At 65.2% G+C, this 25,347-nt stretch carries 27 protein-coding genes and 1 other RNA gene; 17 read left to right on the top strand and 11 right to left on the bottom strand.

The annotated features are described in order from the left end of the window. Positions 1-140 precede the first annotated feature (140 nt). The 4 genes from Q8J98_RS01070 (at position 141) to Q8J98_RS01055 (ending at position 2,243) form a co-directional block, all read left to right on the top strand. The gene (locus tag Q8J98_RS01070) at positions 141-1,145 is read left to right on the top strand and encodes an ABC transporter substrate-binding protein (protein WP_305292685.1); all 1,005 of its coding nucleotides are present in this window, start codon (positions 141-143) and stop codon (positions 1,143-1,145) included. 68 nt (positions 1,146-1,213) lie between these two features. Further along, an RNA gene (gene ffs / locus Q8J98_RS01065) (signal recognition particle sRNA small type) lies at positions 1,214-1,312 on the top strand. A 104-nt stretch (positions 1,313-1,416) separates the two neighbouring features. Continuing rightward, complete coding sequence (locus Q8J98_RS01060) at positions 1,417-1,809, top strand: hypothetical protein (RefSeq protein WP_305292683.1); 393 nt, start codon at positions 1,417-1,419, stop codon at positions 1,807-1,809. 284 nt (positions 1,810-2,093) lie between these two features. Continuing rightward, positions 2,094-2,243, top strand: coding sequence for an ATP-binding protein (locus tag Q8J98_RS01055; protein ID WP_305292801.1), 150 nt, complete (start codon positions 2,094-2,096; stop codon positions 2,241-2,243). A 98-nt stretch (positions 2,244-2,341) separates the two neighbouring features. Here the strand turns inward: Q8J98_RS01055 and Q8J98_RS01050 are convergent, their stop codons facing one another. Next, complete coding sequence (locus Q8J98_RS01050) at positions 2,342-3,391, bottom strand: LacI family DNA-binding transcriptional regulator (protein ID WP_305183535.1); 1,050 nt, start codon at positions 3,389-3,391, stop codon at positions 2,342-2,344. Positions 3,392-3,615: 224 nt separating this feature from the next. Between Q8J98_RS01050 and Q8J98_RS01045 the strand changes: the two genes are divergently transcribed. From Q8J98_RS01045 to Q8J98_RS01015, 7 genes are all read left to right on the top strand, one after another. Next, positions 3,616-4,605, top strand: a complete 990-nt coding sequence (locus Q8J98_RS01045; RefSeq protein ID WP_305183536.1) for a substrate-binding domain-containing protein — start codon at positions 3,616-3,618, stop codon at positions 4,603-4,605. Between the two features lie 75 nt (positions 4,606-4,680). Continuing rightward, positions 4,681-5,235, top strand: a complete 555-nt coding sequence (locus Q8J98_RS01040; protein WP_305292681.1) for an SIS domain-containing protein — start codon at positions 4,681-4,683, stop codon at positions 5,233-5,235. Positions 5,236-5,237: 2 nt separating this feature from the next. Then, positions 5,238-6,767, top strand: a complete 1,530-nt coding sequence (locus tag Q8J98_RS01035; protein ID WP_305183538.1) for a sugar ABC transporter ATP-binding protein — start codon at positions 5,238-5,240, stop codon at positions 6,765-6,767. Beyond that, positions 6,760-7,746 carry an ABC transporter permease gene (locus tag Q8J98_RS01030; RefSeq protein WP_305183539.1) on the top strand — a complete coding sequence of 329 codons (987 nt, stop codon included), beginning with the start codon at positions 6,760-6,762 and terminating at the stop codon, positions 7,744-7,746. Before Q8J98_RS01035 ends, Q8J98_RS01030 begins: the two co-directional genes overlap by 8 nt. A 1-nt stretch (position 7,747) precedes the next feature. Next, complete coding sequence (locus Q8J98_RS01025) at positions 7,748-8,746, top strand: ABC transporter permease (RefSeq protein ID WP_305183540.1); 999 nt, start codon at positions 7,748-7,750, stop codon at positions 8,744-8,746. Continuing rightward, positions 8,746-9,594 carry a sugar phosphate isomerase/epimerase gene (locus Q8J98_RS01020; RefSeq protein ID WP_305292680.1) on the top strand — a complete coding sequence of 283 codons (849 nt, stop codon included), beginning with the start codon at positions 8,746-8,748 and terminating at the stop codon, positions 9,592-9,594. Before Q8J98_RS01025 ends, Q8J98_RS01020 begins: the two co-directional genes overlap by 1 nt. Before the next feature lie 3 nt (positions 9,595-9,597). Beyond that, a complete protein-coding gene (locus Q8J98_RS01015) occupies positions 9,598-10,233 on the top strand; it encodes a nucleoside/nucleotide kinase family protein (RefSeq protein WP_305292678.1) in 636 nt (211 codons plus the stop codon). 87 nt (positions 10,234-10,320) lie between these two features. Here the strand turns inward: Q8J98_RS01015 and Q8J98_RS01010 are convergent, their stop codons facing one another. Further along, a complete protein-coding gene (locus Q8J98_RS01010) occupies positions 10,321-10,872 on the bottom strand; it encodes a type I restriction enzyme endonuclease domain-containing protein (RefSeq protein WP_305292676.1) in 552 nt (183 codons plus the stop codon). Positions 10,873-11,069: 197 nt separating this feature from the next. On the opposite strand from Q8J98_RS01010, the gene rsgA reads away from it, so the two are divergent. Further along, entirely contained in the window at positions 11,070-12,119 is a 1,050-nt protein-coding gene (gene rsgA, locus Q8J98_RS01005; RefSeq protein ID WP_305292674.1) for a ribosome small subunit-dependent GTPase A, read from the top strand. Between the two features lie 34 nt (positions 12,120-12,153). Here the strand turns inward: rsgA and Q8J98_RS01000 are convergent, their stop codons facing one another. Beyond that, complete coding sequence (locus Q8J98_RS01000; RefSeq protein ID WP_305292673.1) at positions 12,154-12,444, bottom strand: hypothetical protein; 291 nt, start codon at positions 12,442-12,444, stop codon at positions 12,154-12,156. Between the two features lie 266 nt (positions 12,445-12,710). On the opposite strand from Q8J98_RS01000, the gene Q8J98_RS00995 reads away from it, so the two are divergent. Genes Q8J98_RS00995 through Q8J98_RS00980 form a run of 4 tightly spaced genes read left to right on the top strand, consistent with a single transcriptional unit; the run spans position 12,711 to position 15,768 of the window. Further along, on the top strand, positions 12,711-14,480 hold the full coding sequence (locus Q8J98_RS00995) for a DNA polymerase III subunit gamma/tau (RefSeq protein ID WP_305292672.1): 1,770 nt from the start codon (positions 12,711-12,713) through the stop codon (positions 14,478-14,480). A gap of 10 nt (positions 14,481-14,490) precedes the next feature. After that, positions 14,491-14,835, top strand: coding sequence for a YbaB/EbfC family nucleoid-associated protein (locus Q8J98_RS00990; protein ID WP_305292671.1), 345 nt, complete (start codon positions 14,491-14,493; stop codon positions 14,833-14,835). Positions 14,836-14,842: 7 nt separating this feature from the next. Further along, the gene (recR, locus tag Q8J98_RS00985; RefSeq protein WP_305292670.1) at positions 14,843-15,442 is read left to right on the top strand and encodes a recombination mediator RecR; all 600 of its coding nucleotides are present in this window, start codon (positions 14,843-14,845) and stop codon (positions 15,440-15,442) included. A 2-nt stretch (positions 15,443-15,444) separates the two neighbouring features. Further along, positions 15,445-15,768 carry a TfoX/Sxy family protein gene (locus tag Q8J98_RS00980; RefSeq protein WP_305183548.1) on the top strand — a complete coding sequence of 108 codons (324 nt, stop codon included), beginning with the start codon at positions 15,445-15,447 and terminating at the stop codon, positions 15,766-15,768. Positions 15,769-15,858: 90 nt separating this feature from the next. Here Q8J98_RS00980 and Q8J98_RS00975 read toward each other — a convergent pair whose 3' ends face one another. After that, positions 15,859-17,325 carry an aminotransferase class V-fold PLP-dependent enzyme gene (locus tag Q8J98_RS00975; RefSeq protein ID WP_305292669.1) on the bottom strand — a complete coding sequence of 489 codons (1,467 nt, stop codon included), beginning with the start codon at positions 17,323-17,325 and terminating at the stop codon, positions 15,859-15,861. Between the two features lie 125 nt (positions 17,326-17,450). Here Q8J98_RS00975 and Q8J98_RS00970 point away from each other — a divergent pair, with 125 nt between their 5' ends. Continuing rightward, on the top strand, positions 17,451-17,912 hold the full coding sequence (locus tag Q8J98_RS00970; RefSeq protein WP_305292668.1) for an Lrp/AsnC family transcriptional regulator: 462 nt from the start codon (positions 17,451-17,453) through the stop codon (positions 17,910-17,912). Positions 17,913-17,916: 4 nt separating this feature from the next. Here the strand turns inward: Q8J98_RS00970 and Q8J98_RS00965 are convergent, their stop codons facing one another. From Q8J98_RS00965 to Q8J98_RS00935, 7 genes are read right to left on the bottom strand one after another with little or no spacing between them, the layout of a single operon-like run. Further along, on the bottom strand, positions 17,917-18,435 hold the full coding sequence (locus tag Q8J98_RS00965; RefSeq protein ID WP_305292667.1) for an NADH-quinone oxidoreductase subunit B family protein: 519 nt from the start codon (positions 18,433-18,435) through the stop codon (positions 17,917-17,919). 8 nt (positions 18,436-18,443) lie between these two features. After that, a complete protein-coding gene (locus tag Q8J98_RS00960) occupies positions 18,444-19,946 on the bottom strand; it encodes an NADH-quinone oxidoreductase subunit C (protein WP_305292665.1) in 1,503 nt (500 codons plus the stop codon). A 9-nt stretch (positions 19,947-19,955) separates the two neighbouring features. Continuing rightward, positions 19,956-21,407: a hydrogenase 4 subunit F gene (locus tag Q8J98_RS00955; RefSeq protein WP_305292663.1), complete on the bottom strand. Its 1,452-nt coding sequence runs from the start codon at positions 21,405-21,407 to the stop codon at positions 19,956-19,958. After that, a complete protein-coding gene (locus tag Q8J98_RS00950; RefSeq protein WP_305292662.1) occupies positions 21,404-22,066 on the bottom strand; it encodes a hydrogenase-4 component E in 663 nt (220 codons plus the stop codon). The genes Q8J98_RS00955 and Q8J98_RS00950 overlap by 4 nt, the downstream gene beginning before the upstream one ends. Beyond that, positions 22,067-23,023 carry a respiratory chain complex I subunit 1 family protein gene (locus Q8J98_RS00945; protein ID WP_305292661.1) on the bottom strand — a complete coding sequence of 319 codons (957 nt, stop codon included), beginning with the start codon at positions 23,021-23,023 and terminating at the stop codon, positions 22,067-22,069. It abuts the gene before it with no gap. Next, positions 23,014-25,026, bottom strand: coding sequence for a hydrogenase 4 subunit B (gene hyfB, locus Q8J98_RS00940; RefSeq protein WP_305292659.1), 2,013 nt, complete (start codon positions 25,024-25,026; stop codon positions 23,014-23,016). The genes Q8J98_RS00945 and hyfB overlap by 10 nt, the downstream gene beginning before the upstream one ends. Continuing rightward, positions 25,013-25,303 (bottom strand): helix-turn-helix domain-containing protein, encoded by a 291-nt coding sequence (locus tag Q8J98_RS00935; RefSeq protein WP_305292658.1) that lies wholly within the window; start codon positions 25,301-25,303, stop codon positions 25,013-25,015. Before Q8J98_RS00935 ends, hyfB begins: the two co-directional genes overlap by 14 nt. Between the last annotated feature and the right edge of the window lie 44 nt (positions 25,304-25,347).

Here is a 25,347-nt window from a genome sequence, read left to right as displayed (position 1 = left end):
GCCACATCACGGGGTTTTTCATCGCCCTTGCCGGGGTCGGGCGCTAAGCCGGGGCAGGCGACCGGCCCGAGGCACCCGCCCGCACCGATCGGCGACAAATTGCAGACTGACGGTCTGCGTCAGCCGGGAAGGATCTGTCGATGTCCAGAATACTTGCGACCGCATTCACAATTCTGGCTTTTGCCAGTCCCGTAACGGCCCAAACCGAATTGCGCATTGCCATCGACGGCCCGATCAGCGGCGCTTCGGCGGCCTATGTGTTCGCCGATGACAGCGGCATCTTCGAGGCGGAGGGGCTTAACGTTGACGTGCGTCCCACCCGCAGCGCGCTTGACGCGGTAAGCCGGGTGGCGATGGGCACTTACGCAATGGGTATCGTCGATTTTCCGACCTTCGCCGAATATGTCACCATGAACCCCGGTGCTTCGGCGATATCGGTGATGGTCATTCATGACCGCGCAGCATTCACTGTTGTCGGCCTGAAATCGCATGGCATCACCTCGGTGGCAGACCTCGCCGGGCACGTCGTGGGCTATGACAGCGAAAGCCTGATGAGGTTCCGCATGCTGAACCTGGCCAATTCAAACGGGCTTTCACTGACCGATTTCACCCTCAAGCACCGCGACCCCGCCGCCCTTGCAGCGGCACTTGCGGCGGGCGAGGTCGATGCCGTCGCGGGCCTGAGCTACGACCTCTTGCCCGATCTGGCGCGGCTTGGCGTTTCGGCCGACGACCTGACCGTGCTGCCAATGGCTGACAATGGCTTGGTGCTTTACGGTCAGGTTCTCGTGGTCAACTCCGATTTTGCCAAATCTTCCTCTGCCACCGTGTCGAAACTGGTCGCCGCCGTGCTGAAGGGCTGGAAGGCGACAATGGCCGACCCCGATGCGGCGATCGCCGCCGTGGTGGCGCGCAAGCCCGAGCTTGATCCAGGCGTCGAGGCCGAACGCCTGCGCATGATCATCGCGGAAAACGTGCTGACGCCATATGTTCTCGAAAACGGTTTTGGCACGCCAAGCCAGGCCCGGCAGGAATGGAACGTCGCGCAGCTGCAAGACAACCCTGACTTCATCAACTCGGAGGACCGTGATCTTTACTTCTCCACCAACTTCCTGCCGAGCACCAAGGACCGCGCGCTGAAGTGACCGGGGCCGGGCGCGGGGGCCTTTGCAAGCCGCTTGCATCGCCGCCCCCGCCCGCCTATATCGCCCCCCGAGAGGTTGGCGCGGGCGAGCGCCTCGCCAACCCGGTCAGGTCCGGAAGGAAGCAGCCGTAACGAGCCCCGCTTGGGTCGTTGTCCAGCCTCTCACCCCTCCCCTTCCTATGGTATTGATTTATTTCAAAACCCCACTTTTCAAAGGCGTATGCTCAAGCTCTGCTACAAGGACTGCTACAAACAAGGTCTTTTAGGCAGGCGTGCAATACGTCCAAAACCTCCGGGGCAAGTGGCTCGTCCGCATCACCGTGCCCGAGGAACTTCGCAATATCGTCGGAGCGCGCGAGCTGGTCGAGAAGGATCTGCGGTCCGATGCGCGCAAGCGCGCGCGACTCGCGCTCGGAATCATCAACAGCTTCCTCGCCAGAATCGACGCCGCGCGAGAGACCTATCAGGCGCACAAGAACGCCCCGGACCTGACGCTCTCTGTCGCAGCGAAAACCCTTTTCAGGAACACGCTCGGCACCGATGAAAAGAAATGCGCGTCGACGGCGGTGATGATGGCCGAGCACGACCAGATAGTCCAAAGGCAGGCTGCAGATGAGATTGGCATTTTCGCAAGGCGCAAGCGCCATGATCAACGCGGCTGCTGACTACGAGTTGATGCTGCGAGCGCGCGACGATTTTCCTCCAGCAGAAGCAAGCATCAAGCGTGTCTCAGAGTGCAAATTGCCCCTCTGTCGGGGTGATCGGTGCCCAATCTTGCCCCTGAAGTTTTGTCAGGCCGTCCGTTGCGAGGCTTCGGACGGAGGGGGAGGTGAGGTGGGTGGATAGGAATGGGCGGGTCCGTTCGGCAGTTGCCGTTTTACCTGACAAGCCACCCTACCAGCGCACCTCGATCATAGCCGCGATCAAACTCAGCTTCAGCCAATGGGCAATGGTCTTCGGTGACGCCAAGATGGCCATTGCCTTGTTCGACCGCCTCACCCATCCCCGCCTCATCCCTCAGACCGGAAACGTCAGCTTCCGCCTCAAAGCCAGTTCGGCAGCCGCAGCCAGAAAAAGAAGGAGACAAACCCAGCCTTGACCCCAGCATGACCTGAAATTCATAGTCAGAGGTGGCTCGCTTCTCGGTGGAAAGCCGGGCGCAGTTCTGGGTTGAAATCAACAGCACAGGTGGCGCGATCAGCCCTGCTCGCTGAGGGTGCCGGGCAGAATCGTGCGCGGCGGCACCAGCACCGGCGGGATCATTTCGAGCACCGGCGTCTTGGCCCCCTGATCAAGCAAAGCAAATGCGCGTTGCACCAGCGCATGCGAATCCTGCCAGACCATGTAGACCGGAAACTGCAGGAAGGCACCAAAGGGGTCGTAGTCGTAACAGCCGATCACGCTTTGCGCGAAGGCTGCGGGCGGCAGAAGCACAAGGTGGCTTAGCGCGCCTTCGAAGGCCGGAATCGAGTTGATGAACAGCCCTGCGGGCAACCCGCCAATGCGGTCGATCAACCGCTCCATCTCCTCCGCGGCGCGGGCGGGCACATAGCCGCAGGCTATCACCTGATCGTCGTCACAATGGCCGCGCATCTCAGTGACCGCCTCGCGAAAGGCCGCAATGCGGCGCGACGAGGCGTAAAGCCGCGGGTCGCCGCCTAAAAGGTAGGGCTTTGCGCGGCGCGGGTCATCTACAGCCGGCATCGTCTCGATGATCTTGCGCGCAAGCATCGCGGCGCCCGCCGCGTTGTCGGACACCACCGAGGGCGACTGCATCGATGGCAGGTCGATGAACACATGCGCCAGCCCGACTTGATGGCAGATGCGGCTGAGCGCTTCGGGGTCGGTCGCCCCGGCAATGAACACCGAATCAATCGCGTAGGACAGAAGGCTTTCGAGCGAGCGCACCTCTTCCTGCGGCTCGCGGCGGGTGGAAACGATCACCGGGCACAGCCCGCGTCGCCAGGCCTCGGTGGTGAAATGCTGGCTGAGCGACGAGAAAAAGCGGTTGTCATGCGCGGGCAGGATCATGCCAACCAGCCCCGAGCGCGCCTTGCGAAGCCCACGCGCCTGCATGTTGATCGAATAACCCTCGGCAGCCGCCACGTCGCGGATGCGCTGTGCCGTTTCCTCGCGGATGCGGCGGTCCTTCCAGCTACCGTTCAGCGCGGCGCTCACGGTTGAGGGCGAGGCACCCGACAGTCGTGCGATGTCGTAGATGGTTGGCTTCGATCCTGTGCGTCTCATGTCTGTTCGCCGTTCGGGGCACTTCGCAAAAATCTGTTGACGACTCTGCAAGCAAGGCACAAGGATTGCAACATCGATTGAGCAACTGACGCCCGAGATCGCCGAAAACCCGCCACTGCTGAAAAACGTGCGGTCGAGTGAAGCGAGCATCGTTTCAGGTTTTGTTGCACAATCGATTGTTTTAGCTCTGCCGGACCCCGGCGGGCATTTGGGAGGAGACAATGATGAAGAAACTGCTAGGCACCCTTGCGGGTGCTGCACTGGCGCTTGGTCTTGCCGTATCGGCGCAGGCCCAGACCCGCCCGACCATGGGTGTCGTCGTGAAAATCGGCGGCATTCCGTGGTTCAACGCGATGGAAATGGGCATTCTGGAAAGGGCCGCCGAACTTGGCATCGACGCCTTCATGGTCGGCCCGACCTCGGCCGACCCGGCGCTGCAGGTGCGCGCCATCGAAGACCTGATCGCCAAGGGTGTCGATGTGATCGGCGTGGTGCCAAACGACGAAGCCGCGCTCGAGCCGGTGCTGGCCAAGGCCCGCGCGGCGGGCATCAAGGTGATTGCCCACGAAGGCCCCGGCCTGACCAACGTCGACTGGGATTTCGAACTTGCCTCGGTGCAGGGCTTTGGCGAGGCGCATGCCGAGCTGCTGGCCCAGAAGATGGGTGGAAAAGGCGAATACGCGATGTTCGTGGGCTCGCTGACGGTGCCGCTGCACAACGCCTGGGCTGACGCGGCAAACGCCTATATCGCGGCGAAATACCCCGAAATGAAGCTGATCGGCGAGCGTTATGGCGTTGCCGAATCGGTTGACGACAGCCGCAAGACCGCGCTCGATCTGATGGCCGCCAACCCGAACCTGCGCGGTTTCCTGGCGTTCGGCAGCCAGGGTCCGATCGGTGCCGGCCGCGCCATCGAGGAACGCCGCATGACCGGTCAGGTGTTCGTGCTCGGGCCGTTCTCGCCCGGTCAGGGCCGCAAGCTGGTCAAGGACGGCGTCATCTCGGGTGGCTTCATGTGGAACCCGGCCGAAGCAGGCCGCGTGTTCGTGACGATGGGCAAGCTTCTGATTGACGGCACCGCGATTACCGACGGCATGGAAATTCCCGGCCTTGGCGTGGTCCACCCCGATGTGGCGAACCTTGACATCATCACCGACAACCTGCTGAACATCAACGCAGATACTGTTGACGCTCTGGCAGACCTCGGGCTGTGATCGACTGACTTCGGGGCTGCCGCCAATGGCGGCGGCCCCACCTTCAGCAAATTGTCACAAACTCAGGACCGCAATATGAATACGCTCTATGCCACGGCGCTGGCAGAACTGGGTGCCGTCTTTGCACGGCTCGACGACGCCGCGGTGAACACCGCGATCGAGATGATCGCCAAGGCGAAAACCACGGTGGTCTTTGGTGGTGGCCGCGAGCGGCTACAGATCATGGGCTTCGCGATGCGGCTTTACCACATGGGTGTGCCGGTCGCGGTCGAAGGCGACATGACCACGCCGCCGGTCGGCAAGGGCGATCTGTTCATCGTCACCTGCGGGCCGGGCGAGATTTCTACCGCGCTGGCGCTAATGGGGGTTGCCAAGGCTGCCGGTGCCTCGATCTTGTTCATCACCGCGCAGCCGGTCAGCCGCAGTGCCGCGCTGGCCGATTTCGTGCTGACCCTGCCCGCACAGACCATGGCCGACGATCAGGGCCCAAAGAAAAGCTCGGTGCTGCCGATGGGGTCGCTGTTCGAAGGGGCGCTGTTCGTGCTGTTCGAGGTGATGATCCTCAAGCTGATCGCCCGGCTCGCCGTCACGCCCGAAGCAATGCGCGCGCGCCACACCAATCTGGAGTGATCATGTCCGCTGTGCCCGCCCCCCTGCCTGCCAACGCCGAGGCCGAAGGCTCGGCGTTGCGGCTCCGCCATATCTCGAAGGTGTTTGGCGGCGTCCATGCACTCGACGATGTCTCATTCGAGGTGCGGCGTGGCGAGGTGCATTGCCTCGCGGGCGAAAACGGCTGCGGCAAGAGCACGCTGATCAAGATCATCACCGGCGTCTATTCGCCCGAGGCTGGTGCCGAGATCGAGATTTTCGGCGAACCCGCCAACCACATCACCCCCACCGCCTCGCGGCGCCGCGGCATTGCGGTGATCTGGCAAGACCTCGCGCTGTTCCCCGAAATGACGGTGGCCGAAAACATCGCCTTTGACACGCTGGTGGGCGGGCTGCCGCGCCGTGTGCGCTATGGCGCGATGCGCGCCATGGCAAGCGCGGTGCTGGAACGGCTGGGTGTTTCGCTCGACCTAGGCGCGCGGCTGCGCACGTTGCCGATCGCGCAGCGGCAGATCGTCGCCATTGCCCGCGCACTCGCCGGTGAGGCACGGTTGATCTTCATGGACGAACCCACCGCCTCGCTGACCCAAAGCGAAACCGACAGCCTGCTGGCGCTGGTGCGCAGCCTTTCCGAGCGTGGTGTGGCGGTGGTGTTTGTCAGCCACCGGCTGGCCGAGGTGCTGGAGATCGCCGAGCGCGTCAGCGTGCTGCGCGATGGCCGGCTGGTCGGGGTCTTCGATGCCGAAGGCATGACGCAATTGCGGCTGACCGAGTTGATGACCGGCAAGACTCTCTCTCACGCGGTCGCCGCGCGCGACATGAGCGCCGAGCGCCCGGTGCTGGAGCTTGACCGGCTGGGCCGCGACGGCGAGTTCGACGACATTTCGCTGACCATTCGCGCTGGCGAGGTGCTGGGCTTGACCGGCCTGATCGGCGCAGGTCGCACCGAGCTTGCGCACAGCATTTTCGGCATGACCCGGCCAGACCGCGGCACCATGCGGCTTGATGGCCGCGCACTGCGGCTGCATTCCAACCGTGATGCGGTTGCGGCCGGTATCGGCTATGTCTCGGAAGACCGGCTGTCGCTTGGCCTGATCCAGCAGCAGTCGATCGCCGACAACATCGTGCTGCCAGTGCTGGCCAAAATCACCGGGCGTGCCGGGCTGATCTCGGACCGCAAGAAGGCCGACCTCGTGACCCACCGCCTGCACGAATTCGCGGTGCGCATCGGCACCCCGCAAGACCCGATTTCAACGCTTTCGGGCGGCAACCAGCAACGGGTGGTGCTGGCCAAATGGCTGGCGACCGAACCGCGGCTGCTCATCCTGGACAGTCCGACGGTGGGGGTTGATGTCGGTGCCCGTGCCGGGATCTTTGAGATTACCCGCAAACTGGCCGACATGGGGTTGGCGATCCTGCTGATTTCGGACGAGGTGCCCGAGGTCTATTTCAACGCCGACCGCATCCTGCACATGGCAGCAGGGCGGATCGTCGCCGAACATGACCCGCGCAACGTGACGCTGAGCGATCTGGAGGCGGCGATCTATGCGTGATTTCTTGCGCTATTACCCCACCGAAGCGCGCCTGCTGGTGGTGCTGGCGGTGCTCTGCGCGGGCCTCGGTCTGGCCTCGGACAACTTCCTGACGCTCGGCAACTTTGCCTCGCTGCTCAACAACAACTCGGTGAACCTGATCTGGGCGGTGGGTCTGCTTGTGGTGCTGATCGCAGGCGGTATCGACATTTCCTTCGCGGTGGCGGCCTCGGTGGTTCAATACGTCTGCGTCTATGCGTTCGAGGCGCTCGGCGGCGGCAACTGGGCACTGGGCTTTCTGGTCGCGGGTGTGCTCGGCATCGGGCTCGGCTTTGTCAACGCAGCGCTGATCCACGGCTTTCGGATCATCTCGATCGTCATCACCATTGCCACTTTCAACGCCTTCTTCGGCCTGCTGATGTTCATCACCAAGGGCCGCTTTCTTTATGACATGCCCGATTGGTGGGTGGACCGCATCCTGATATTCGAGCGGCAGATGGCCGATGGCCGTTGGGTTGAGCTGACCTTGCCGGTGGCGGTGATGGCGGGCTGTGTGGCGGCCACCTGGGTGCTGATCAACCACACCACCACCGGGCGCCAGCTTTTTGCTTTTGGTGACAACCCTGAGGGTGCCAAGCGCGCCGGGGTCAACATAGCAGCGATGCAGTTCATCGCCTTTGGCTGGATGGGCATGATGGCGGGTATCGGCGGCCTGATGCAGGTGAACATCGTGCAGGAAGTGGTGCCCAACGCGCTGATCGGGCGCGAGCTCGAAGTGCTGGCGGCCGTGGTGCTGGGCGGGGCGCGGCTGGGCGGCGGGCGCGGTTCGGTGCTGGGCTGCGTGCTGGGCGTGCTGCTGGTAGCAATCACCCAAAACGGGCTCAATCTGCTCGGCGTCTCGCCCTACGCCTTCAAGATGATCGTCGGTGCCACCATTCTGATCGCAATTTCTACATCGAACATGGCACTGGCACCGCGACGAGTAGGCAAGGGGCAGTGACATGCGCAATCTGATCGAGGCTTACCGCAAGACCTTCGGCACAGAAGTGGCCGCCTTGCTCGGCTTTCTCCTTATGGTGCTGGTGGTGTTCAGCCTGACCGCGCCGCGCTTTCTGTCTGGTGCCAATTTTGGCTCGATGGCATTCCAGTTGCCGGAACTCGGGTTGTTGACGCTTGCCATGTTGGCACCGATCATTTCGGGCGGGCTGAACCTGGCGATTATCTACACCGCCAACATGGCGGGGTTGACGCTTGCCTGGGTGCTGCTGCAATTCGGCGGCATCGATGCCGGGCCGGGTGCCTTCGTGCTTGGCGTCGCGGCGGCGCTGGCGGTGGGGGCGGCGGCGGGCGCGATCATGGGCCTGGTCATTGCCTATATCGGCGCGCATCCGATCCTTGTTTCGCTGGCGATGATGATCTTTTTGCGCGGCCTGGGCGAGTTTCTGACCCGCGGCGGCGACATTTCCGGCTTTCCTACCTATCTAGCGCCGATCGGCCACGGTTCGGTGCTGGGGGTGCCGGTGCCGATGCTGATTTTCCTTGCGGCGGCCCTTGTCTGGCATGTTCTGCTTGGCCGCACCCGGCACGGGTTCTCGGTCTACATGATCGGCTCCAACATCCGCGCGTCGGAATATTCGGGCATCCATACCAAGCGCACGTTGACGCTGATCTACACGCTTTCCGGCATGCTCTGCGCCGTCGCGGGCATACTGATGCTGACCCGCTTCAATTCGGTGCGGGTGGGCCACGGCGAGGCGTTGCTGCTGATCACCGTGCTCGCCTGCTTTCTGGGCGGGGTTGACCCGTTCGGCGGCTTCGGCAAGGTGGCACCGGTGGTGCTGGCGCTGATGATCCTGCAGGTGCTGTCGTCAGGGCTGAACCTTCTGGGTGCCAACCAGCACCTTTCGACCGCGGTCTGGGGGCTGTTCCTGATCTGCGTCATGGTGCTGCGCTGGGTCGGGGCGCGGCTAACACAAATGCAGAAACGAAAGGGAGAGTGATGCGCGGATTCGGGGTGCACACGTCCATGTGGACGATGAAATGGGATCGCGCCGGGGCCGAACGGGCAGTGGCCGCCGCCGCACATTACAAGATGGATTTCATCGAGATCGCGCTGCTGAACGCGCCCGGCGTCGATGCCCCACATTCTCGCGCGCTGCTGGAAAAGCACGGGCTGCGCGCGGTCTGCTCGCTCGGGCTGCCCGAGGCCTCCTGGCCTTCGCGCAACCCCGAAGGGGCGGTGGCGCACCTGAAGGTGGCGCTTGAAAAGACCGCTGAGATGGGTTGCGAGGCGCTGACCGGCGTCACCTATGGCGGCATCGGCGAGCGCACCGGGGTGCCACCTACCACGGCCGAGCTTGACAACGTCGCCCGCGCACTGCGCGAGGCGGCGGCGCACGCGAAAAAGCTGGGCCTCCTGTTCGGCATCGAGCCGGTGAACCGCTATGAGACGCACCTGATCAACACCGGGCGGCAAGCGGTCGAGATGATCGAAAAGGTCGGTGCCGAGAACATGTTCATCCACCTCGACACCTACCACATGAACATCGAGGAAAAGGGTGCCGCCAACGGCATTCTGGATGCCCGCGAGCATATCAAGTATATCCACCTGAGCGAAAGCGACCGTGGCACCCCCGGCTGGGGCACCTGCGACTGGGATGAAATCTTCGCGGCGCTTTCGGCGATCGGCTTCAAGGGCGGTCTGGCGATGGAGAGCTTCATCAACATGCCGCCCGAAGTGGCCTGGGGTCTTTCGGTCTGGCGCCCGGTGGCGCGCGACGAGGCCGAGGTGATGGATAACGGCCTGCCGTTCCTGCGTGGCAAGGCGCACCAGTATCGGCTAATCTGAGCCATGGTCGCGCCTCTGATCGACGAGGCCGGGCTGCTGGCCCGGCTTCTGGCTGCCGACCCCGCCGCGCGGCAGATCATCGGCATCGCCGGGCCGCCGGGGTCTGGCAAATCGACCGTGGCCGAGCGGCTGGTGGCGGCGGCCAATGCCGCCCGCCCCGGATTTGCCGCATTGCTGCCGATGGACGGTTTTCATTACGATGACCGGTTGCTGGGGGAATTGGGGCGGCACGCCCGCAAGGGGGCACCCGACACCTTCGACGTGGGCGGCCTAGCGCACACCCTCGCCCGCTTGCGTGCGCGTAACGAGGCAGCGGTGGCGGTGCCGGTTTTTGACCGCAACATCGAGATTGCCCGCGCCGGGGCGCGGCTGATTGCGCAGAGCGTCCGGCTGGTGGTGGTCGAGGGCAACTATCTGCTGCTGGCCGAGGGCGACTGGGCCGCGCTGCGCGACCTATTCGAGCTGACGGTGATGATCGAGACCTCTGAAGCCGACCTCAACGCCCGCCTTACCCGCCGCTGGCAAGACCTCGGGCTGGCCCCCGAGGCGATTGCCGCCAAGGTCGAGGGCAACGACCTGCCCAACGGCCGCCGCGTCATCGGGCAAAGCGCGCGCGCCGATTTCCGGCTGCGGACCTGAGGCGCTGCGCGCAGTTGCCCGAACGAAATGCCGAGGGAGCGCATTGCGTGCCTATCGACAGACCGAATCCTGCGCCTTGACGACCTTTCATGCCGCCCACTGCGCCGAAAGCGCCTCGGCCTGCTGCAACACCTCTTGCACAGCGGCGTCCTGCAAATCCGGGGGGTAGCCGTATTTGCGCAGGATACGCTTTACCAGCACCCGGAGCCGCGCACGCGCACTGTCGCGATGTGCCCAGTCGATGGTGATGCTGGACTTCAGGCTGGTCAGTAATTCGTGGGCGATGATCCTCAGTTGGTCGTTGCCAAGCACCTCGACGGCGCTCTGATTATCGGCGAGCGCATCGTAGAAGGCGATCTCTTCTTGCGTCAGCCACATGTCGCGCACGATCACCATTTTCAGCGCATCGTTTGGGTCTTTGGCGCGCTTGGCCATAAGGTCGCGCCGCAGCTTGCCGCCAAGATGCGCTTGCCATGCTTGCGGGTCAGAGGCAGAGCCCGTCATCACGATCTTGATCTTGCCCAGTGTGTCGTCGTCCGAATGCCAGTCGGGGCGCAGCGCCACGATCCCGTCGTAAAGCGCAACGCAGATGCGGCGGCTCATGCAGACCACCATCGCCTTGCCTTCGATCGCGCCCACCCTTGTGACCGCCTTCGCCGTTGCACTGCGCGACGCCCGCCAAAACGCGAAGAAGTTGGCTTGCAAGCAACTGATTTATCTCGCGTTATCTGACGATCTGGGTTGTCCAGCCTCTCACCCCTCTCCCGGTTTCGTGGCGGCGCGGCGGCGGCGCATTTCAGATGCGCGCGTCGGCTACTCGTGCGATGGTTCGCGGCATGAAAACCGCCTCGCTCACGCTTGCCGACCTCGGTTGGTCCGACCACTTCGCACGCCAGATTGCCGCCGACGAGGCGGAACAGTTGCCCCTGCGCCTGATCGGTATCGAGCGCAGCCGCGCCAGCGGGCTAGGCGCGGCGGGCACGCTGACGCTGCACTTTCCCCCGGGGCTGAGCTCGGGCGCGGTGGCGGTGGGCGATTGGGTGCTGGCCGATCCCGCCACGGCGCGCATCCTGCGCGTGCTCGCCCGCCGCTCGCTCCTGACCCGCAAGGCGGCGGGCGTCGAGGTGCGCGCGCAGCTTATCGCCGCCAATGTCGACACGTTGTTCATCGTTTCCTCCTGCAACGCCGATTTCAACCCGGCACGGCTTGAACGCTATGTAGCACTGGCGCTTGAGGCGGGCGTGGCCCCGGTGATCGTGCTGACCAAGGCCGATCTTAGCGCCGACGCGGCAGACTATGCCGCGCGCGCCCGCGCACTTTCGCCGCATGTCGCCGGTGTGGTGGCGCTCGATGCCAAGGCCCCCGCGGCGCTCGTGGCGCTGCACCCGTGGTGCGGCCCGGGGCAGACAGTGGCCTTTGCAGGGTCCTCCGGCGTCGGCAAATCGACGCTTGTCGGCGGCCTCATCGGCCAGCGCCTTGCCACTGCGGCCATCCGCGAAGATGACGCCAAGGGCCGCCACACCACCACCGCGCGGGCGCTCCACCTCATGCCCGGCGGTGGCCTGCTGATCGACATGCCGGGCATGCGCGAACTGGCGCTGATCGACGCCGCCGAGGGCATAGCGGAGCTTTTTGACGATCTCGAAGCCCTCGCCGCCACCTGCCGCTATCGCGACTGCGCGCATGCGGGCGAACCCGGCTGCGCGCTCGCCGCCGAAGTGACAGCGGGCAGGCTCGATCCGGCGCGGCTTGAGCGCTGGCAGAAACTGCGCCGCGAGGACAAGGCGACCAGCGCCAGCCGGCTTGAGGCCCGCCGCAAGGACCGCGCCTTTGGCCGCATGGTCAAAGCTGCAAAACGGCTGAAATCGGCCCCGCCGCCAGATTGAGACCCGCGCGGCGTGGCAGCCGGAAAGCCCCGGCTCAGCCGCCGCTGCTAAGTCCAACGATCACCGCAGCCACCACGCCGATCAGCAGCAGACCAAGTGCAGCCAGCGGCAGATAGCCGAGCCTGCGCCACAGGCTTGCGCGCGGCTGCCCGCGCCCGAGCACCAGCGCCACCACCGCCAGCACCGCCGCAAGTGCTTGCCACCGCACGAATACCCCGAGCCGGTTCATACCCCGGGTAAAGCCGCTGTCGCTCGGATCGGTCACCTGCCAGGCGACAAAGGCGCCCGCGAAGGCCACCGCCCAGGCCAGCAATACCAGGGACAACCAGCGCTTCGACGTCATCGTGCCGCCCTCGGGCCGCGTCGGAAAATTGCCATGTCTGACCTCCCCGAGATCGGACCGCCGCAAAGGGCGCGGGTCCCGCCGCCTCTCCCGCAGCGCCTGCAAGAGTACACCGCCAACACCGCTTCCGATCAACCTTCCATTTCCCGGCAGCTTTCGCGGGTCAGCCCTGGGGCCGCGCCATCGCGCGCTGGACGCCGCCACCCCGGCAGCCTAACCTGCGCTGGTTCCGAATCCCGCGAGGCTCCATGTCCGATCCCTCCGCGCAAGGCTATCAGGTCCTCGCCCGCAAATACCGCCCCGCCACCTTTGCCGATCTGATCGGGCAGGAGGCGATGGTGCGCACCTTGCGCAACGCCTTCGCCACTGACCGCATCGCCCATGCCTTCATCCTGACCGGGGTGCGCGGGGTGGGCAAGACCACCACCGCCCGCATTGTCGCCAAGGGTCTCAACTGCATCGGCACCGACGGCACCGGCGGCCCCACCACCGAGCCTTGCGGCCTTTGCGAACACTGCCGAGCGATTGCCGAGGGCCGCCATGTCGATGTGCTGGAAATGGACGCGGCCAGCCGCACCGGCGTTGCCGACATCCGCGACATCATCGAAAGCGTGCAGTACCGCTCTGCTTCGGCGCGCTACAAGGTCTACATCATCGACGAAGTCCACATGCTTTCCAACTCGGCCTTCAATGCGCTCTTGAAGACCCTGGAAGAGCCGCCACCACATGTGAAGTTCATCTTTGCCACCACCGAGATTCGCAAGGTGCCGGTCACCGTGCTCAGCCGCTGCCAGCGCTTCGATCTGCGCCGGATCGAGCCCGAGGTGATGATTGCCCATCTCACCTCCATCGCCGCCCGCGAGGGTGCCGAGATTGCGCCCGAGGCGCTGGCGCTCATCACCCGCGCCGCCGAGGGTTCGGTGCGCGACGCGATGAGCCTTCTGGATCAGGCGATTGCACATGGTGCCGGCGAGACCGGGGCCGATCAGGTGCGCTCCATGCTCGGTCTGGCCGACCGTGGCCGGGTGCTCGACCTCTTCGACATGGTGCTGAAGGGCGAGGCGGCGGCGGCGCTGGCCGAACTCGGCGCGCAATATGCCGACGGGGCCGACCCTGTTGCGGTGCTGCGCGATCTGGCCGAAATCACCCATTGGGTTTCGGTCATCAAGATCACGCCCGACGCCGCCGAAGACCCCACCGTGGCCGCGGCCGAGCGTGCCCGCGGTCAGGCAATGGCCAATGCGGTGCCGATGCGGGCGCTGACCCGGCTCTGGCAGATGCTGCTCAAGGCGCTTGAAGAGGTCTCGCTGGCACCCAACACCATGATGGCCGCCGAAATGGCGCTGATCCGGCTGACCCATGTCGCCGATCTGCCCGACCCGGGAACCCTGATGAAACGGTTGCGGCAGGGCAGCGCGGGCGGCCCCGCCGAGGCCGCCACCGGCACGACGCGTGGCGCAAGCCCGCAAAGCCCGGGCGGTGGTGCCACGCTCGCCGCCCCGCCCCGCGCCGCCCCGCCCCGCGCCATGGCGCAGCCTTCGGGGGCCGCTACGGCACTTGCCGCGCAGCCCGAAACCGCGCTCGCCCGCTTTGCCAGGTTTGACGATGTGGTAGCGCTGATGCGCCGGATGCGCGAGGTCCGGCTGCTGATCGACGTCGAACAGCATCTGCGGCTGGTGCACTACGCCCCCGGCCGCATCGAGTTCGAGCCCACTGCCGATGCCCCGCGCGACCTTGCCACGACCCTCGCCGCCCGCCTGCAAGGCTGGACAGGCGTGCGCTGGTGGGTTTCGCTCGCCAGTTCGGGCGGTGGCAAGACCATCTCCGAAACGCGCGACGAGGGGTTGCGCGAGGCGGAAGAGCAGGCCCTGCAAAACCCTGTGGTGCAAGCGATCATCGCGGCCTTCCCTGCCGCGCGTTTCACCGGTATCAGAACCCCCGAGGGTGCCGGATCCGGCACCAATGCCGATGCGGCGGCCAGCAGTGACGATGATTGGGATCCCTTCGAGGACAATTAGGGAGAGACACATGTTCAAGGGCCTGGGCAACATGGGCGACATGGCCAAGATGATGAAGGCCGCCAAAGACATGCAAACCCGCATGACCTCGCTTCAGGAAGAACTTGCCCGCATCACCGTGCAGGGCGAAAGCGGTGCCGGGCTGGTGCGCGCCGAGGCCACCGCCAAGGGCGAGCTGACGACGCTCCGCATCGACCCCGCGATTTTCAAGGCGGAAGACAAGGAAGTCGTCGAAGACCTGATCCTTGCCGCGATCAAGGATGTGCAGAAACGCGCCGCCGAGCGCAGCGCGCAGGAAATGCGCAAGATCGCGGTGGAAATGGGCCTGCCGCCCGACATGAACCTGCCGATGTGAGCCGCGCGTGAGCACCGCCACCGAAGAAATCGAAGCCCTGATCGCGCTGATGGCGCGGCTGCCGGGCCTTGGCCCGCGCTCGGCGCGGCGCGCCGTGTTGCACCTGATCCGCAAGCGCGGCCCGCTGATGGCACCGCTCGCCACGCTGATGGGCCATGTTGCGGAAAACGTGCGCGAATGCGCCACCTGCGGCAACTTCGCTACCACCGACAGCTGCGACATCTGCGCCAACCCGGCCCGCGCCACCGGCGAGCTTTGCGTGGTTGAAGACGTGGCCGACCTCTGGGCGCTCGAACGCGGCCACGCCTTCAAGGGCCGCTATCATGTGCTCGGCGGCACGCTTTCGGCGCTTGAAGCGGTGGGGCCGGAAGACCTTGGCATCCCCCGCCTTCTTGCCCGAATTCCGGCCGAAGGCATCTGCGAGGTGATCCTTGCGCTCAATGCCACGGTCGAGGGGCAGACCACCGCGCATTACATTGCCGACGCGCTTGCAGGCTCGGGTGTTTCGGTAACCGGCCTTGCGCATGGCGTGCCGATCGGTGGCGAGCTTGACTATCTTGACGATGGCACGATTCTTGCGGCGCTGACCGCGCGCAAGCGGTTCTGAACATGGCCACCGCCGCCGCAACCGTCGCATTCCTGCTTGAACAAACCGCCGAGGCCGGGCTTTCGGCACGCCCGATGTTCGGCGAATACGGGCTTTACGCGGCGGGCAAGTTTGTCGGCGTGGTCTGTGACGACAGGCTTTTTCTCAAGCCGACCGAGGCAGGCCGCGCGCTGGCACCTGCGGCACCGCTTGCCCCGCCCTACCCCGGCGCGAAACCGCATCTGCAACTCGATGCCGACCTCTGGGACGATGCCGAGGCACTCGTGGCCCTCGTCCGCGCCACCGCCGAGGCGCTGCCCGCGCCGCGCCCGAAACGCAAGACCTGATCCGGCTTCACCTCTTCATTGCAGGAAATCGCCCCCGGGGCGAGGGTGGCGGCGAAAGCGCCGAGAAAAACCCCGCAGCGGCCAGCCGGGTCAGCGTGCCGCCGCGCTGGCGGTTTCCCGCACCGGGTCAAACACTCCCGCCGCCGCGTTCCAGACATAGCGGTGCGCGTGGCGGTCGATGAACTCGGGCAGCTCCTGCACGGCGGCGATAATGCGCGCCACATCGGCTTCGCTCATCAGATAGCTCAGGTTCAACCGCACGAAACCCGGCTTGTCCACCTCGTCCCCCGCCAGAATCCGGGTGCGCAAGGCGTTTGACGTGGCCGCATCAATGCCAAGCAGGCGGTGGCCGTAGGGCCCGGCGCAGGCGCAGCCACCGCGCGCCTGAATGCCGAAGCCGTCGCTGAGCATGCGCGTCGCCAGTTGCGGATGCACAAATCCGCCTTCCGCCGCCACCACCAGAAACGAAAAGATCGGCAGCCGCGGGCATTCGGCATTGCCCAGCAGCCGGACCCGCGGCACCTTGCCGAAAGCGGCGAGCCCGCGCGCCGCAAGGTCGCGGTTGCGCCGGTCGATTTCCGCCTGCCCGACCGCATCCTTGACCTCCAGCGCCAGCGCGGCGCGGATATCGCCCAGAATGTTCGGCGTGCCCGCCTCTTCGCGCTCGACCACATCGGTCAGGTAGTCATGGCCATCGGGCGAGACAAAGCGCACGGTTCCGCCGCCGGGAAAGGTCGGCACATCGCTTGCCACCACATCGCGGCGCAGGATCAGCAGGCCCGAGGCCCCCGGGCCGCCGACAAACTTGTGCGGCGAGGCGGCAATGGCGTCGATCTGCACACCGATCGCGGGCTGCATCGCAATCGGCAGGTAAGGCCCGCCGCCCGCATAATCCCAGACCGCCAGCGCGCCCGCAGCCTTCAGCTTTTTCGTCACCGCCACCACATCGGTGACAATGCCGGTGACGTTGGAGGCGGCGGAAAAGGTGCCAATCACCAGCCCCTTGGCGTCGGCAAGCGCGGCATCAAGCGCTGCCATGTCGGGGCCGCCCTCGGCGGCTTCGGCGATTTCCACCACCCGCGCACCGCTTTCGCGCCATGGCAGAATGTTCGAATGGTGCTCATAGGGGCCGACGATCACAGTTGCGCCGCGCCCCGAGGCCAGCGCCTGGCGCACACCCAAGAGATGCACGAGGCGGTTCAACCCGGCGGTAGCCCCCGAGCCGGTAAAGATCACTGCATGTTCCGGACCCGCGCCGCAAAGTTCCGCAACCCGCGCCCGCGCCTCGCGCCGCAGCGCCGAAATCCGCGCCCCGCAATAGGAGGCTTCGGTATGGCTGTTGGCATAGACCGGCAACACCTCGCGCAGCATCGTCTGTTCGATGCTGGCAAGCGCGCGGCCCGAAGCAACGTAATCGGCGTAAAGCATCGGCTGCGGCCCGAATGGCCCGTCGATCACCATATCACCGCCGATGATCTGGTCATGCAGGCCAGCGCGAATGTCGGCGCAGCCAAGGCGGCCACGAAAGCGGGTCAGAAAGAGCGGATTGCTGGTCATCGGGGTATCTCACCTTGCGGGACTGGCGATTTTCTGCAATCTGACCTATTCTGCGCAGATAAACGCCCCAATTTACCCCGTAGGACTTTGAAATCTTCTATCAAATGCGCATGAATGAGGCCAGAATGGATAAAATTGACCAAGAGATCATCGCCGCGTTGCAGCGCGACGGCGGCTTGTCGCAGCGGGCGCTCGCCGAAAAGGTGGGGCTTTCGCAAAACGCCTGCTGGCGGCGGGTGCAGCGGCTCACCGATACCGGCGTGCTTTGCGGCACCACCGCCCGGATCGGCGCGAAGGCGCTGGGGCTCGATCTGACGGTGTTCATGATGGTGCGCACGCGCCACCACAACGCCGACTGGGCGCGCAGCTTTCGCCAGCGTGTCGAGGCGATACCCGAAATTGTCGAAATGCACCGGATCGGCGGTGACTGGGACTACCTTCTGAAAGTCGTCACCAAAGGCATGGGCGGCTATGACCGCGTCTATCAGGCGCTGATCTCGAACCTCGACCTGGAAAAGGTGACCGGCTTCTTTTCGATGGAAACGATGCTCGAGGGCCGCCCGCTTCTGGCACCCGCCGGGCGCTGATCGTTCAGGCCTTGCCCCCGGCAACGTCAAGCAGCGCCAGAAGGCCGGTCAGCAGCGCCTTGGGGCTGGGCGGGCAGCCGGGAATGACAAGATCGACCGGCACCACCGCGGAAACCCCGCCCTCGATCGCATAAGACCCCGCAAAGCAGCCGCCATCGCGCCCGCAATCGCCCACCGCCACCACCCATTTCGGGTCCGGTGTCGCGGCATAGGTGCGGCGCAGCGCCTCGGCCATGTTCCTGGTCACCGGCCCGGTGACCAAAAGCACGTCGGCATGGCGCGGCGAGGCGACAAAATGCAGCCCGAAGCGCTCGTAATCGTAATAGGCGTTGCCAAGCGCCTGTATCTCCAGCTCGCAGCCGTTGCACGACCCGGCATCAACCTGCCGGATCGACAGCGACCTGCCCAGCCTGCGCCGCGCCGCCTGCCCCGCCGCCATCGCCAGCGCCTCGATCTCGGGGTCGCTTGGTGCGGCTTCGGTCAGCGGGCGTTTCAGCAGCCCTTCGAGTAGAAACTTGCGCATCGTGCCCCCTAGAGGTCGTGCCCGGAGTAGGAGCAGTTGAAGGATTTGTTGCAAAGCGGAAAGTCGGCGATGATGTTGCCTTCGATCACCGCCTCCAGGAGCGGCCACTGGAACCACGAGGGGTCACGCAAGTGGCACCGCGTGATGCTGCCATCCGCCGCCAGCGCCAGCCATACCAGCACATCACCGCGAAAACCCTCGACCAGACCCAGACCCTCGCGCGGTTCTCCCGCCGCGGCGGGGGCGGCAAAGACCGGGCCTTCGGGCAGCCGCGCAATGCACTGCTCGATCAGCGCAAGGCTTTGTTCCACCTCGCGGATGCGGATCCAGATCCGGGCGTTCACATCGCCATCCGCGCGCCGGGGCACGTTGAAGGTAAGATCGTCGTAAGGCGCATAGGCGCAATCGCGGCGGGTGTCGAAATCGCGGCCCGAGGCGCGGCCGACGGGGCCGCCAGCACCAAAATGGCGCGCCAGTTCGGGCGCGAGGGTGCCGGTCGAAACGGTGCGGCCCAATAGCGACGGAGTGCCGTCATAAAGCGCGACACATGCGGGAAAGCGGCTGCGCAGCCGCGCCGCGAGCCCGGCAATGGTCGAAATGCCGCGCGCGTCAAGGTCATGCGTAACCCCACCCGGCACGATTCGGTCGCGCAGAAAGCGGTGGCCAAAGGCGGCATCGGCAGCGCGCAGCACCGCTTCGCGCAGCACCCCGCATTGCGCCAGCATCATCGCCATTGCCGCATCGTTGCAAATGGCTCCGATGTCGCCCAGATGGTTGGCCAGCCGCTCCAGCTCGGCCATGATGGTGCGCAGATATAGGGCGCGCGCGGGCACCTCGGCCCCCAGCGCCGATTCTGCGGCCTGTGCATAGGCCCAGGCATAGGCCAGCGCGCTGTCGCCAGATACCCGACCGGCAAGCTCTGCCCCGCGCGCCAGGCTGGCACCGCGCATCAGCGCATCGACGCCCTTGTGGGTATAACCAAGCCGCGCCTCCAGCCGCACCACGGCTTCGCCTTGTGCGGTAAAGCGGAAATGCCCCGGCTCGATGATGCCTGCGTGAACCGGGCCTACCGCAACCTGATGCAGGCTTTCGCCCTCGACCGGCAGGAATTCATAGGGCGGCAGCGCGGGACCGGGCGTGGCAGCCCCCAAGGGTGCCGCAATGCCCCATCGGCCATGGTCCAGCCAGGCGCGGGTATCGGGCGCGGCCTCGGCGCGGTGGCCGTACAGGTCGTGGATCGCCCGTTCCAGCCGCTGCGCCGCGGGGTGCTGGGCTGCAACCGAAGGAAACACCCCTGCGGCGAGCGGATAGCTGAGAACATCAGTCAGGCCGCTTTCCACCTGCCGCAGCGCCATCAGCACCGCATCCTCCGTGGCCCAGAGGCTGAGAAGATCGAACCTGCCGCGCGCGGCCTCGACAGCGGCCAGTTCCCATTCGGTCGCACCCACTTTCTGGCGCGGCATCGGCTGGCTGCGAAAGGGTTGCGGGGCGCTTGCCGTGCGGGTGTTCATGCCTGCCCCCTATCCCAACAGCACCGCAACGGCCTGAAACCACGCCACCACCGGCCCGGGCAGATAGATGCCCGCCGCCAGCACCAGCGCCAGATGCGCGTAAAGCGGCACGAAAGACGCCTCGGCTGGGCCAACCTTGCCGGTCGGCGCGCCGAAGATGAAACCGGAAAGCCGCATCAGCAAGGCACCGAACGCCACCAGAAGCCCGAAGACCAGCAAGAGCGCCAACACAGGCGCGCGGGCGAATGTCGAGGTAACGACCAGAAATTCGCTCATGAACACGCCAAACGGCGGCATCCCGGCGATCGCCAGCACCCCGAGCGCCAACCCCCAGCCGAGCACCGGGTGGCTTTGCGTAAGGCCCTTGATCCCGTCGATCTGCTGCGTGCCCTTGATCTGCGCCACATGGCCGACCGAATAGAAAATCGCGGATTTGGTCAGGGAATGCATGACCATGTGCAGAAGGCCCGCAAAGTTCGCCAACGGCCCGCCCATGCCGAAAGCGAAAACGATGATGCCCATGTGCTCGATCGACGAATAGGCGAAAAGCCTTTTGATGTCGCGCCGCCGGTAAAGCATGAAGGCCGCGAAGATCACCGACAGAAGCCCCATCGAAACCATCAGCGGCCCCGGTGCAAGCGCCTCGGGGTGGGTGGCGATCAGCATCTTGAAGCGCAGCACCGCGTAGAGCGCGACATTGAGCAAAAGCCCCGAAAGCACCGCCGAAATCGGTGTCGGGCCTTCGGCATGGGCATCGGGCAGCCAGGCGTGCAGCGGCGCAAGGCCAACCTTGGTGCCATATCCCAGCAGCAGGAACACGAAAGCGAGGTTCAAAATCGCCGGGTCGAACTCGCCCGCGCGCGCGATAAGGCTGGTCCAGATCATCGACTCGGCACCTTCGCCCAGCACGGGTTGCGCTGCGAGATAGACAAGAATGGTGCCAAACAGCGCCAGCGCGATGCCGACCGAACCGAGGATGAAATATTTCCACGCCGCTTCCAGCGCCGCATGGGTGCGGTAGATGCCGACCATCAGCACCGTGGTCAGTGTCGCAACCTCGATTGCCACCCACATCAGGCCAATGTTGTTGGACAAAAGCGCAAGGTTCATGCCGAACATCATCAACTGATACATGCCGTGGTAGAAACGCAGATAGGTCGGCGTCAGCCGCCCGGTCTCAAGCTCGTGGTTGATGTAGCTGGCAGAAAAGCTTGCCGCGGTGAAACCGACGAAGGTGTTGAGCACGACAAACACGATGTTGAGGTCATCGATCAACAGGTACGGCCCCGGCGGCGCACGCTCGACCACGAAAAGCGAAAGCGCCGAGAGCAGGGTCAGAAAGCTTGCCAGAACATTCAGCCGCGCCGTCAGCCGATAGCCGGGCAAGAGCGCCAGCAACACCGCCGAGGCCGCCGGAATCGCCAGAATGGCATAGGCCGGGTTGGCGAACAGCGCGCTCATTGGTTTTCTCCGCGGTATTCCTCAAGTGCGCCAAGGTCGATGGTGTCGAACCGCTCGCGGATGCGGAACAGGAACACGCCGATCACGATGAAGGCGATCAGCACCGAAAAGGCAACGCTGATTTCCACCACCAGCGGCATCCCCTTGGCCCCTGTCGCAGCGAGGATCAGCCCGTTTTCCATCGACATGAAGCCCACCACCTGGCTGACCGCGTTGCGCCGCGTGACCATCATCAACAGCCCGAGCAGCACCACGGAAAGCGCGAAGGCGAGGTCTTCGCGGGCAAAGGCATCCACCGTCTCCGTCAGCCGCAGCATCAGCACGATCGACATCGCAACCAGGCCCATGCCCGCCAGCATGGTCAGCCCCGAGCCGACCACGGTTTCCACCTCGCGGTGAATGCCCATGCGGCGAATGATGCGCAGCAGCGCCCCCGGAATTACCACCGCCTTGAATACCAGCGCGATTGCCGCAGTAACATAAAGGTGCGGCGCATCCTGCGTCCAGGCCTGCCACGAGACCGAAAGCGAGAGCACCACCGCGTGCATCGCAAACACCCGGATCAGCGCGCCAAGGCGTTCCTGATAGATCATCATGAAGCTGACCAGCACCAGCCCGCCCGCCAGAAGATGCGCGATGTCAAAAACCATGCGGTCCATTCAGAGGCTCCTCGAGACGAACAGCAGCAAGGTGCCAAGCAGCCCCAGCATCAGCGCCGCGCCAAGGAAATCGGGCACCCGGAACACCCGCATCTTGGCAATGGAAACCTCGAACACGCCCAGCGCCACGCCCCCGACCGCAAGCTTGCCAAGGTAGAAGCCTAGCGCCAGCGGGTAGGACATCACCCCGGCTGCCTCGCCCGCTATGCCCCATGGCACGAAAATGCAGCCGATCAGCGAGATGTAGAGCAAGAGCTTCAGCGCCGCCGCAATCTCGATCATCGCAAGGTGGCGGCCGGAATATTCCAGCACCATCGCCTCGTGCACCATGGTCAGTTCAAGATGCGTGGTCGGGTTATCGACCGGGATGCGCGCGTTTTCGGCCAGCGCCACAATCACCAGCGCCACCAGTGCCAGACCCAGCGAGACCCGCAGGCCCACATCCTCGGTCGCCATGTAGGCGGCCACGGTGGAAAGCTGGGTGGAACCCGCCACCAGCGAGACCGAAAAGACGGCCAGCAGCATCGCCGGTTCGGCCATCGAGGCAATCATCATCTCGCGGCTCGCGCCGATGCCGCCAAAGGCGGTGCCGACATCCATTCCCGCAAGCGCCAGAAAGAACCGCGCGCTACCCAAAAGCGCCACAATGGCGATCAGATCGGCCGTCCAGTTGAATTGCAGCCCGACCGCGAAAGTCGGCACCAGCGCCGCCGCGACCCAGGTGGCGGCAAAAACCATGTAGGGCACCACCCGGAACAGCCACGAGGCGTTTTCGGCCAGCACCACTTCCTTGCGCATCAGCCGCAATATGTCGCGGTAGGGCTGAAAGATCGACGCGCCGCGCCGCCGCAGCATGCGCGCCTTGACCTTGCGCACAAGTCCCATGAGCGCCGGTGCCAGCGCCACAACCAGCGCCATCTGCGCGCCCTGAACCAGAAGATTGGCGATCAGTTCCATATTGTCAGCACCAGCAGAAGCGAAACCAGCGAGCCCACAACAAGGCTCAGATAGCGGCGGATGGTCAGGAATTGCAGGCGGTTCGCCTGCGTCGCCACCGCGTTGATGACCGTGGAAATCGGCTGGTAAATCCCGTCCCAGAACAGATCGCGCAGATGCACCCGAAGCCGCGCCGGGCCGCCATCGCCGGGGGGCGGCATGGTGATCTCTTCGCGGGCGCGCAACAGGACCGTGCCCAGCACCCGGCGCAAGGGCTGCGCAAAGCTGCCCGCACCGTATTGGGTGTTGGCAATGTCTGAGGGAAAGCCACAATCCCACGCCGGGCCGCGGCGCAGCTTGCGCGAGGCGAGCCGGTGCACCAGCCAGGCGGAACCGGATGCCGAAAAGGCAATGAACACCAGCACCAGAAGCCCGTTATAGGTGCTGCGCGTTTCGGCAATCGGCACCAGCGTCAGCCAGGCCTGATCGGCCTGCACCGGCAACCGCGCCGCCACCATCGCCTCGGAGGCTGGCGCAAGCAGGTCCAGCACCACACCCGGAAACACCCCGGCCAGCACGCAGATCAGCGCCAGCGCCGCCATTGCCGCCAGCGAAAAGCGGTCAACCTCAACCGCCTTCTGCGCCGCCTCGCTGCGCGGCCGCCCAAGAAAACCCACGCCGTAAATGCGCACGAAAGCGCTTGCCGCCAGCGCTGCGGCCAGCGCCAGCATCGCCCCCGCCGCCGGAACGATGATCTGCAGACCCGCCTGCGGCAGCTCAGGGCTTTTCAGCACCGACTGGAACAGGAGCCATTCCGAGGCAAAGCCGTTGAGCGGCGGCAGCGCCGAGATCGCCATTGCCCCGACCAGCATCAGCGCCGCCGTGACCGGCATCCGGTGAATGAGGCCGCCAAGCGCATCCAGCTCGCGCTGGCCAGTAGCAGTCAACACATTGCCGGCGCCCATGAACAAGAGGCTCTTGAACGCCGCGTGATTGAAGATGTGAAAGAGCGCGGCCGAAAACGCCAGCGCCGCGGTGGCGGTCATGCCATTGGCGCGGAAGGCAAGCGCGAGGCCAAGCGCCGCCACGATCACGCCGATGTTTTCGATGGTGGAATAGGCAAGCGCGCGCTTGATATCCGAAGCGACCAGCGCTGAGAGGATGCCAAGCACCGCAGTCAGCGCGCCAAGCACGATCACCGCCGGGCTCGCCCACCAGGCAAGCGGGCCGACGAGGTCGAACACCACCCGGATCAGCCCGTAAAGCGCGACCTTGGTCATCACCCCGCTCATCAGCGCCGAAACATGGCTGGGGGCGGCCGGGTGCGCCAGCGGCAGCCAGACGTGCAGCGGCACAAGCCCCGCCTTCGACCCCGCCCCAAGCAGCATCAGCGCCAGTATCGCCGCCGCCATCGCGGGCGAGCGGTCGCTGGCACGCATTGCGTCAAAGGCATAGTCGCCGCCGCTACCCGCCAGAAGGCCGAAAGCCAGCAAAAGCGCCATGGTGCCGAAACCCGCCATCAGCAAATACACATAGCCCGCATGCCGGGTGCCCTCGGCGCGGTGATGCGCCATCACCAGCGCCCAGGACAAAAGCGACATCACCTCCCATGACGCGAGAAACGAAAACGCGTCATGCGCCAGCACCACCAGCACCATCGCGCCCAGAAACGCCGGGTAGAAAGGCAGCACCCGCAGCGGCTCGTGCTCGTGGCGACCGTAGCCAAGCGCATAGACGCTTGCCGCGGCGCTGCCAAAGCCGACCACCAGCAGAAAGAATGCCGCCAGCGCGTCAAGCCGCCAATGCGCGCCAAGCCAGGGCAGACCGATCGGCAGCACCCGGCCCGAAACCCCGGCCATGCCCGCCAGCACCGCCACACCCGCCCCGGTCAGCGCAAGGCAAAGCACGGCGCTGCTCGCATAGATGAGCGGCGTTGCCACCGCGCGGCGGCCAAGCAGAATCGCGACTGGCCCAAGCGCCAGCAGCGCCGCCGCACAGAGCAGCGCGAATTCAACTGCGGTCATTGCGGTCTCCCTCGGCCGACACATCGGCAAGCGGCGCGCGCAGCCGCACCCCGCGCCCGGCAGGTGCGCTTGCCGCGCCATCGGCGATCAGATCGACCCCGGCGCGGTTCAACGCCTCGACAACCTTGGTCAGGCTGCCAACCCAGCCGCGCACATTCCCGGCACTCGATTCCATTCTCTGGATGGTCGGCACCGAAATCTCGGCCAGTGCCGCAAGCCGCTTCTGGTCGATGCCAAGCAGCGCCCGCGCTGCCCTGATCTGGGCCGATGTAATCACCGCCAACTCCGCTGCCAGCTATCATGTGGCATGTGTTATCCGTG

Origin of the sequence: Phaeovulum sp. (assembly GCF_030684035.1) — a bacterium.
GTDB lineage: Bacteria > Pseudomonadota > Alphaproteobacteria > Rhodobacterales > Rhodobacteraceae > UBA6213.
Note: the sequence above shows the minus strand (reverse complement) of the source record. Positions and strands in the feature narration are given on the sequence as shown.

Bases quoted from the DNA above. Each gene is read 5' to 3' on its own strand.
- Q8J98_RS00965 (WP_305292667.1), bottom strand. From the start codon at position 18,435: ATGCGCAAGTTTCTACTCGAAGGGCTGCTGAAACGCCCGCTGACCGAA.
- Q8J98_RS00955 (WP_305292663.1), bottom strand. From the start codon at position 21,407: ATGAGCGCGCTGTTCGCCAACCCGGCCTATGCCATTCTGGCGATTCCG.
- Q8J98_RS01035 (WP_305183538.1), top strand. From the start codon at position 5,238: ATGTCCGCTGTGCCCGCCCCCCTGCCTGCCAACGCCGAGGCCGAAGGC.
- Q8J98_RS00980 (WP_305183548.1), top strand. From the start codon at position 15,445: ATGGCCACCGCCGCCGCAACCGTCGCATTCCTGCTTGAACAAACCGCC.
- rsgA (WP_305292674.1), top strand. From the start codon at position 11,070: ATGAAAACCGCCTCGCTCACGCTTGCCGACCTCGGTTGGTCCGACCAC.
- Q8J98_RS01040 (WP_305292681.1), top strand. From the start codon at position 4,681: ATGAATACGCTCTATGCCACGGCGCTGGCAGAACTGGGTGCCGTCTTT.
- Q8J98_RS01030 (WP_305183539.1), top strand. From the start codon at position 6,760: ATGCGTGATTTCTTGCGCTATTACCCCACCGAAGCGCGCCTGCTGGTG.
- Q8J98_RS00995 (WP_305292672.1), top strand. From the start codon at position 12,711: ATGTCCGATCCCTCCGCGCAAGGCTATCAGGTCCTCGCCCGCAAATAC.
- Q8J98_RS00970 (WP_305292668.1), top strand. From the start codon at position 17,451: ATGGATAAAATTGACCAAGAGATCATCGCCGCGTTGCAGCGCGACGGC.
- Q8J98_RS01055 (WP_305292801.1), top strand. From the start codon at position 2,094: ATGGTCTTCGGTGACGCCAAGATGGCCATTGCCTTGTTCGACCGCCTC.
- Q8J98_RS01050 (WP_305183535.1), bottom strand. From the start codon at position 3,391: ATGAGACGCACAGGATCGAAGCCAACCATCTACGACATCGCACGACTG.
- Q8J98_RS01025 (WP_305183540.1), top strand. From the start codon at position 7,748: ATGCGCAATCTGATCGAGGCTTACCGCAAGACCTTCGGCACAGAAGTG.
- hyfB (WP_305292659.1), bottom strand. From the start codon at position 25,026: ATGACCGCAGTTGAATTCGCGCTGCTCTGTGCGGCGGCGCTGCTGGCG.
- Q8J98_RS01070 (WP_305292685.1), top strand. From the start codon at position 141: ATGTCCAGAATACTTGCGACCGCATTCACAATTCTGGCTTTTGCCAGT.
- Q8J98_RS01020 (WP_305292680.1), top strand. From the start codon at position 8,746: ATGCGCGGATTCGGGGTGCACACGTCCATGTGGACGATGAAATGGGAT.
- Q8J98_RS01015 (WP_305292678.1), top strand. From the start codon at position 9,598: ATGGTCGCGCCTCTGATCGACGAGGCCGGGCTGCTGGCCCGGCTTCTG.
- Q8J98_RS01045 (WP_305183536.1), top strand. From the start codon at position 3,616: ATGAAGAAACTGCTAGGCACCCTTGCGGGTGCTGCACTGGCGCTTGGT.
- Q8J98_RS00990 (WP_305292671.1), top strand. From the start codon at position 14,491: ATGTTCAAGGGCCTGGGCAACATGGGCGACATGGCCAAGATGATGAAG.
- Q8J98_RS00960 (WP_305292665.1), bottom strand. From the start codon at position 19,946: ATGAACACCCGCACGGCAAGCGCCCCGCAACCCTTTCGCAGCCAGCCG.
- Q8J98_RS00945 (WP_305292661.1), bottom strand. From the start codon at position 23,023: ATGGAACTGATCGCCAATCTTCTGGTTCAGGGCGCGCAGATGGCGCTG.
- Q8J98_RS00950 (WP_305292662.1), bottom strand. From the start codon at position 22,066: ATGGACCGCATGGTTTTTGACATCGCGCATCTTCTGGCGGGCGGGCTG.
- Q8J98_RS00975 (WP_305292669.1), bottom strand. From the start codon at position 17,325: ATGACCAGCAATCCGCTCTTTCTGACCCGCTTTCGTGGCCGCCTTGGC.